The sequence below is a fragment of the Aeromonas sp. ZOR0002 genome, assembly GCF_963866995.1.
GTDB classification, from domain to species: domain Bacteria; phylum Pseudomonadota; class Gammaproteobacteria; order Enterobacterales; family Aeromonadaceae; genus Aeromonas; species Aeromonas caviae.
Window position 1 is genome coordinate 901 of record NZ_CAWMFQ010000335.1, and the last position, 5707, is coordinate 6607.

The following is a 5707-nucleotide window of genomic DNA, read 5'->3' on the forward strand; positions in this document are numbered from 1 at the left end:
CGCCGCTGGCAGTGATGAGGCCTACCTCATCCTTGCCGCTCTGGGGGTACTGTTCCGGGATGGCGGCCAGATACTCTTTCAGGCCCACGCCCTTCCAGCCGTGGTCATCGGCCTCGCCCACTTCCTTGATCACCGCCTGGGTCATTTCGTCGCGGGTGGCGAGTTGATCCACCAGACCGTTGTCGAGGGCGTAGCTGGCCGCATTGCCACCGGCCTTGCGCAGCAGTTCGAGGAAGTGATCCTTGTTCGGTGCGACGGCATCCGGTTCGATCTCCCGCTGCTCCGCCACGTCGGCCACATAGGATTGCCACAGCTGATCCAGCCAGCGCTGGTTCGCCTCCTTGCTCTCGGGGGACATCTCGTCCCGGGTGTAGGGCTCGACGAAGGACTTGTAGGTGCCGACCTTGAAGACGTGTGGGGTGATATTGAGCTTCTCCAGTGCCGACTTGAAGTAGGTCTGGTAGACACCCAGCCCCTCGATCAGCACGGCACCACTCTGGTTGAGCAGCACGTGGTCGGCGTGGGCGGCGAGCAGATAGGCCCCCTGGCTGTAGTAGTCCGCCATGGCGATGACCGGCTTGCCGCTCTCCTTGAAGGCGTCGATGGCGGCCGTCACCTCCTGCAGTTTGGAGAGGCTGGCCCCTTGCAGACCCTGAGGCTTGATCACCAGCGCCTTGATGCGATCGTCATTTCCCGCACTCTTGATGGCCCACAGCAGATCGGAGAGGACGATTTCGCTTGGCTGCTCGTCCCCCTTGTCCATTTGCCTGAGCAGTTGCACCGTGGGATCGGTCTGGGTGCGCTGTTCTACCAGCACACCGGAGAGATTGAGGGTGAGCGCCCCCTCGATGGGGGTGCTTGGGGTCTCGCTCTGGCTGACGCTGAAGACAATGACCAGCACGACGAGAAGAAACAGCAGGTTGACCAGCATCAAGCGGGTAAAGTTGAGCAGGCGCCAGAGGCTGCGAAAGAGCCATCCCAGACCTTTGAAAATAGACATAGCTGCGTTGTCGCCCTGTTAATGGGTTGAGAGCAGCCATTATTAACCAGTTGCGCAGCCAATTGCCATTTCCCCTTGAGTCGACTGCCCCCCGCCACTTCGGAACACGGCTGTTCGCTGAAAAAATGTCCAAACATTTGTTTGAAAAAGAGTTTTCGATTCTTTACTCTAGCTCCAGTTTGATAACAAAAAATTAACTGAAAGGCCCGATGAGCCGGCCCCACCTCCACCTACCCCTTCTTTTTACTGCCCGTCACCCGAGGCAGCCAGGAAGGCTGGAGCATGACCCCGTGCACATCGACCTCGACAAGGAGTGCATCATGAGCCGTTATCCCACGCTGCTGACCCCCCTCGATCTGGGTTTTACCCAGTTGCGCAACCGCGTACTGATGGGGTCCATGCACACCGGGCTCGAGGAGGAAAAGGGGGGTTTTGACAAGCTGGCCGCCTTCTATGGTGAGCGGGCCCGTGGCGGGGTCGGTCTCATCGTGACTGGCGGCATCGCCCCCAATTTGCGGGGGCGGCTGGTGCCCCACGGCTCCCAGCTGAGCTTTCCCTGGCAGGTAGCCAAACACCGCAAGGTGACCGAGGCAGTGCACCGGGAAGGGGGCAAGATAGCGCTGCAGATCCTTCATGCGGGCCGCTACGCCTACCATCCGTTCAGCCTGGCGCCGAGCGCCCTCAAGGCTCCCATCTCCCCGTTCAAGCCGCGGGCCATGAGCGAGCGGCAGATCCGCGGCACCATTCGCGACTTCGCCGCCACTGCGGCGCTGGCCAAGGCGGCCGGTTATGACGGGGTCGAGGTGATGGGGTCGGAAGGCTATCTCATCAACCAGTTCATCTGCGAACGCACCAACAAGCGCACCGATGGCTGGGGCGGCAGCAGCGAAAACCGCATGCGCTTCCCGGTGGAGATTGTCCGCGCCATCCGTGAGCGGGTGGGCACGGATTTCATCATCATCTTCCGCCTCTCCATGCTGGACCTGGTGGAGCAGGGCTCCTCCCTTGAGGAAGTGATCGCACTTGGCCGGGCACTGGAGCAGGTGGGGGTCACCCTCATCAACACCGGTATCGGCTGGCACGAGGCGCGCATTCCCACCATCGCCACCAGCGTGCCGCGCGGTGCCTTCAGCTGGGTGACCGCCGAGCTGAAAAAGCACCTCAAGGTGCCCCTCATCACCACCAACCGCATCAACACCCCCGAGGTGGCGGAGCGCATCCTGGCGGGGGGGGAGGCGGACATGGTCTCCATGGCGCGCCCCTTCCTGGCGGACCCCGAATTCGTCATCAAAGCGGCTGAAGACAGGGCGGACGAGATCAACACCTGCATCGCCTGCAACCAGGCCTGCCTCGACCACGTGTTCAAGCAAAAGCGTGCCTCCTGCCTGGTCAATCCCCGCGCCTGTTTCGAGACCGAGTTGACGTTTGGCCGAGTGCCCCAGCCCAAGAAGCTGGCGGTGGTGGGGGCGGGTCCTGCGGGGCTGGCGTTTGCCTGCTACGCCGCCGAGCGCGGCCATCAGGTGAGCCTGTTCGATCAGGCGAGCGAAATCGGCGGCCAGTTCAACTTTGCCAAGCAGATCCCGGGCAAGGAGGAGTTTCACGAGACCCTGCGCTACTTCGCCAAACGGCTTGAGAAGTGCGGCGTCGAGCTCTATCTGGGCCAGCGCCAGAGTGCTGAGAGCCTCTTGGGCGGCGGTTTTGACGAGGTGATCCTCGCCACCGGCATCCGCCCGCGCACTCCCAATATCCCGGGTATCGAGCACCCCAAGGTGTTGAGCTACCTCGATGTCTTGCGTGATCATAAGCCGGTGGGCGAGAAGGTGGCGGTGATCGGCGCCGGCGGCATCGGCTTTGACGTGGCCGAATATCTGGTGGAAAAACGGGTGGAGCAACAGACGGCAGGGGACGCGGATCGCCACCGTGACCACTGGCTCAAGGAGTGGGGCATCGACAAGCAACTGGGTGAGCGCGGCGGCCTGACTACCCCCGAAATCGATGCCCCCGAGCGCCAGATCTGGTTGCTCCAGCGCAAGGAGAGCAAGGTGGGCGACGGCCTTGGCAAGACCACCGGCTGGATCCATCGCACCGTGCTCAAGAATCGCAAGGTGCAGATGCTCTCCGGCGTCCAGTATCTGCGTATCGACGATGCCGGGCTTCACATCCAGGTGGGCGACCAGCAGCAGTGCCTGCCGGTGGATCAGGTGATCATCTGTGCCGGACAGGAGCCCCTCAAGGAGTTGCAGGCCGGTCTGCAGGCCGCGGGCAAGCCGGTGCACATCATCGGCGGTGCCGACGTGGCCGCCGAGCTGGATGCCAAACGCGCCATCCGGCAAGGGGCGGAGCTGGCTGCCGTCATCTAGCCTCCCGGCCCTTTCGTATCCTGACAAACCCCTGAACCCCAGGGGTTTTCTTCATCCGGTGCTGTGCTAAGGTAGCGCCATCATCGCCTTTGACAAGGAACTGCCCCATGGATGCCCTCCATCTGTTACTCAATCGCCACTCCTGTGGTCGTCTGGCCGAGCCTGCCCCGAGTGGCGAAGTGCTCGACAATATCCTCAAGGCCGGGCTGCGGGCGCCGGATCACGGCACTCTGACCCCCTGGCAGTTCATCCTGTTTGAAGGGGAGGGGCGTGAGCGTCTGGGGACATTGCTGGCCGATGCCGCCCATGCCCGTGGCGAGGATGCGGACAGTGTCGAGAAGTGCCGCGCCGCGCCACTGCGTGCTCCCCTGGTGATCGCGGTGGCGACCCGTTATCAGGCGCACCCCAAGGTACCGAAACTGGAGCAGGAGCTCTCTGCCGGTTGCGCCCTGATGGCGATGCAGATGGCGGCCCAGGCCCAGGGCTTCAACGGCATCTGGCGCTCCGGCTGGTTCATCTTCGACGAGCAGATCCATGGTGCACTGGGGCTGGCACCGGAGGATCAACTGGTGGGCTTCCTCTACCTTGGCACCCCCATGCTGGAGGCCCGCAAGCTGCGCGAGTTGCCCATTCAGGACTTCGTGCGCAGCTTCTGAAGCGCAGAACGCCAAAAGCCCTGATTATTCAGGACTTTTTTGTTTTCTGACAGAGCCGTCAGGCTGTACTGATAAATGCGCACTTGCCAAGAGGGGAGAAGGGGGTTGGCCGGACATTTTTTGAATTGTGAGAGATTCTTCTCACTCCTGGTTTATTACGCTATGTAAAACGTTTGCGCCACGTTATTATCCCACTGCCAGTTTAGAAGGTGACCCCTTCTAATTTTCTGCGATGAGAGTCGCAATTCCGTAGCACCTTTTTAGAGCCCAACGTCTTGATGACATTGGGCTTCATTTTTGCGGGATCGGCACGTCAGCGTTCTTTCTCCTCTGCCTCTCTTCTGCCTCTTCTCTACCTCACCTTGTCTCTTTCCGGCGATCTTTTGCACAGCCATTGATGTGGTCTCGATTGGAGTCAGGATCAGGGTCAAATATCCTGCATTTGCAGGTGAAATCCGGCCCGGGATCCGCCAGCATCGGCAGAGACAAGAGAGCCAGAGGCTTCCCCTCAATGTCGACTGCCCGCACCTTTGCCATCCGGAGGCCATATGTGGTTCAACCGCAAGCTTGAAAAAGAGAATCAACAGCTCAGGGAGACGATGCTTCTCAAAGAGCAGCAGCACCAGAGCGAACTGGCCGAATTGCGCGCCACCATCGGTGAATACGAGCACATGCAGCGCACCAGCCGGGAGCGTGGCGATCTCTTCAATCAAGTGATCTCCTGCCAGAACCAGGGAGGTGAGATGCTGCAGAGCGTGCGGGAAGCACTGGCCGGCAGTGCCGAACACCTGATGGCGGAAAAGGGAGCGCTCTGCGAGCTGGATCAGCTCTTTGCCCAGACCCGGGGCGCCATCACCCGTCTCTCCGAGCGCGCCCATGCCATCACGGATGAGGCGGCTCGCAGCCTCGCAGCCGTCCATCAGCTCGATGCCAGCACATCCGCCATCAACCAGTTCGTGACCGCCATCCAGGGCATTTCGGATCAGACCAACCTGCTGGCACTCAATGCGGCCATCGAGGCGGCCAGGGCCGGTGAAGCTGGTCGAGGATTCGCCGTGGTCGCCGATGAGGTGCGTCAGCTGGCGAGCAAGGCTCATGAAGCCAGCAGCCAGATAGAGGTGCTGGTCAGACAGATAGTGGCCCAGGCGCAGGAGATCAAGTCCATCATCGATGACAACCAGGCCAGTGCCGCCGAGGTGGCGACCTCTTCCTCCCAGATCGATGTGGTGGTGACCCAGGTGCTGGCACAATCAGGCCGGATGCAGCAGGTGATCCACAGTGCTGCCTCCACCTCCTTCCTCAATACCACCAAGCTGGATCACGCCGTCTGGAAGAACACCATCTATCGGCTCATCGATCAGCAGCATTTTCATGAGCCGGTGAGCGACCACGCTCAGTGCAGGCTGGGCAAATGGTATTTCGAGGGGCAGGGCGCCGAGCTCTTCGCCCACAAGCCGGGCTTTCGTGAACTGGACGGGCCCCACAAGCGGGTCCACGAGAGCGGCAAGGCCGCCCTGCACGCGCGCGAGCAGGGGGATATCAAAAGCATGGTCGAGCAGCTCAAGACCATGGAAAACGCCAGCATGCAGGTGGTGCACTGCATCGACCGCTTGCTGGAAAGCGCCTGAGCGAGCCTCGGGCCTTCCGCTCAACCTTTGACTGGCAGCAGCCGTGCCGGGTTGACTGCCACC

The 5707-nt window shown here is 61.4% G+C and carries 4 protein-coding genes; 3 read left to right on the forward strand and 1 reads right to left on the reverse strand.

The window, feature by feature from the left end; all coding sequences use genetic code 11:
* Positions 1 to 1000 (reverse strand): S49 family peptidase (locus AACR77_RS18145; RefSeq protein WP_442853383.1); only part of this gene is annotated, 1000 nt, incomplete at its 3' end.
* A 320-nt stretch (positions 1001 to 1320) separates the two neighbouring features.
* On the opposite strand from AACR77_RS18145, the gene AACR77_RS18150 reads away from it, so the two are divergent.
* The 3 genes from AACR77_RS18150 (at position 1321) to AACR77_RS18160 (ending at position 5644) form a co-directional block, all read left to right on the forward strand.
* Positions 1321 to 3360 carry an NADPH-dependent 2,4-dienoyl-CoA reductase gene (locus AACR77_RS18150; protein WP_042883246.1) on the forward strand — a complete coding sequence of 680 codons (2040 nt, stop codon included), beginning with the start codon at positions 1321 to 1323 and terminating at the stop codon, positions 3358 to 3360.
* Between the two features lie 107 nt (positions 3361 to 3467).
* A complete protein-coding gene (locus AACR77_RS18155; RefSeq protein ID WP_010675416.1) occupies positions 3468 to 4016 on the forward strand; it encodes an NAD(P)H nitroreductase in 549 nt (182 codons plus the stop codon).
* Positions 4017 to 4615: 599 nt separating this feature from the next.
* On the forward strand, positions 4616 to 5644 hold the full coding sequence (locus AACR77_RS18160; protein ID WP_266135808.1) for a methyl-accepting chemotaxis protein: 1029 nt from the start codon (positions 4616 to 4618) through the stop codon (positions 5642 to 5644).
* The last annotated feature ends 63 nt before the right edge of the window (positions 5645 to 5707 follow it).

Excerpts from the sequence above, each read along its gene's own strand:
- AACR77_RS18150 (WP_042883246.1), top strand. The coding sequence starts at position 1,321 with ATGAGCCGTTATCCCACGCTGCTGACCCCCCTCGATCTGGGTTTTACC.
- AACR77_RS18155 (WP_010675416.1), top strand. The coding sequence starts at position 3,468 with ATGGATGCCCTCCATCTGTTACTCAATCGCCACTCCTGTGGTCGTCTG.
- AACR77_RS18160 (WP_266135808.1), top strand. The coding sequence starts at position 4,616 with ATGCTTCTCAAAGAGCAGCAGCACCAGAGCGAACTGGCCGAATTGCGC.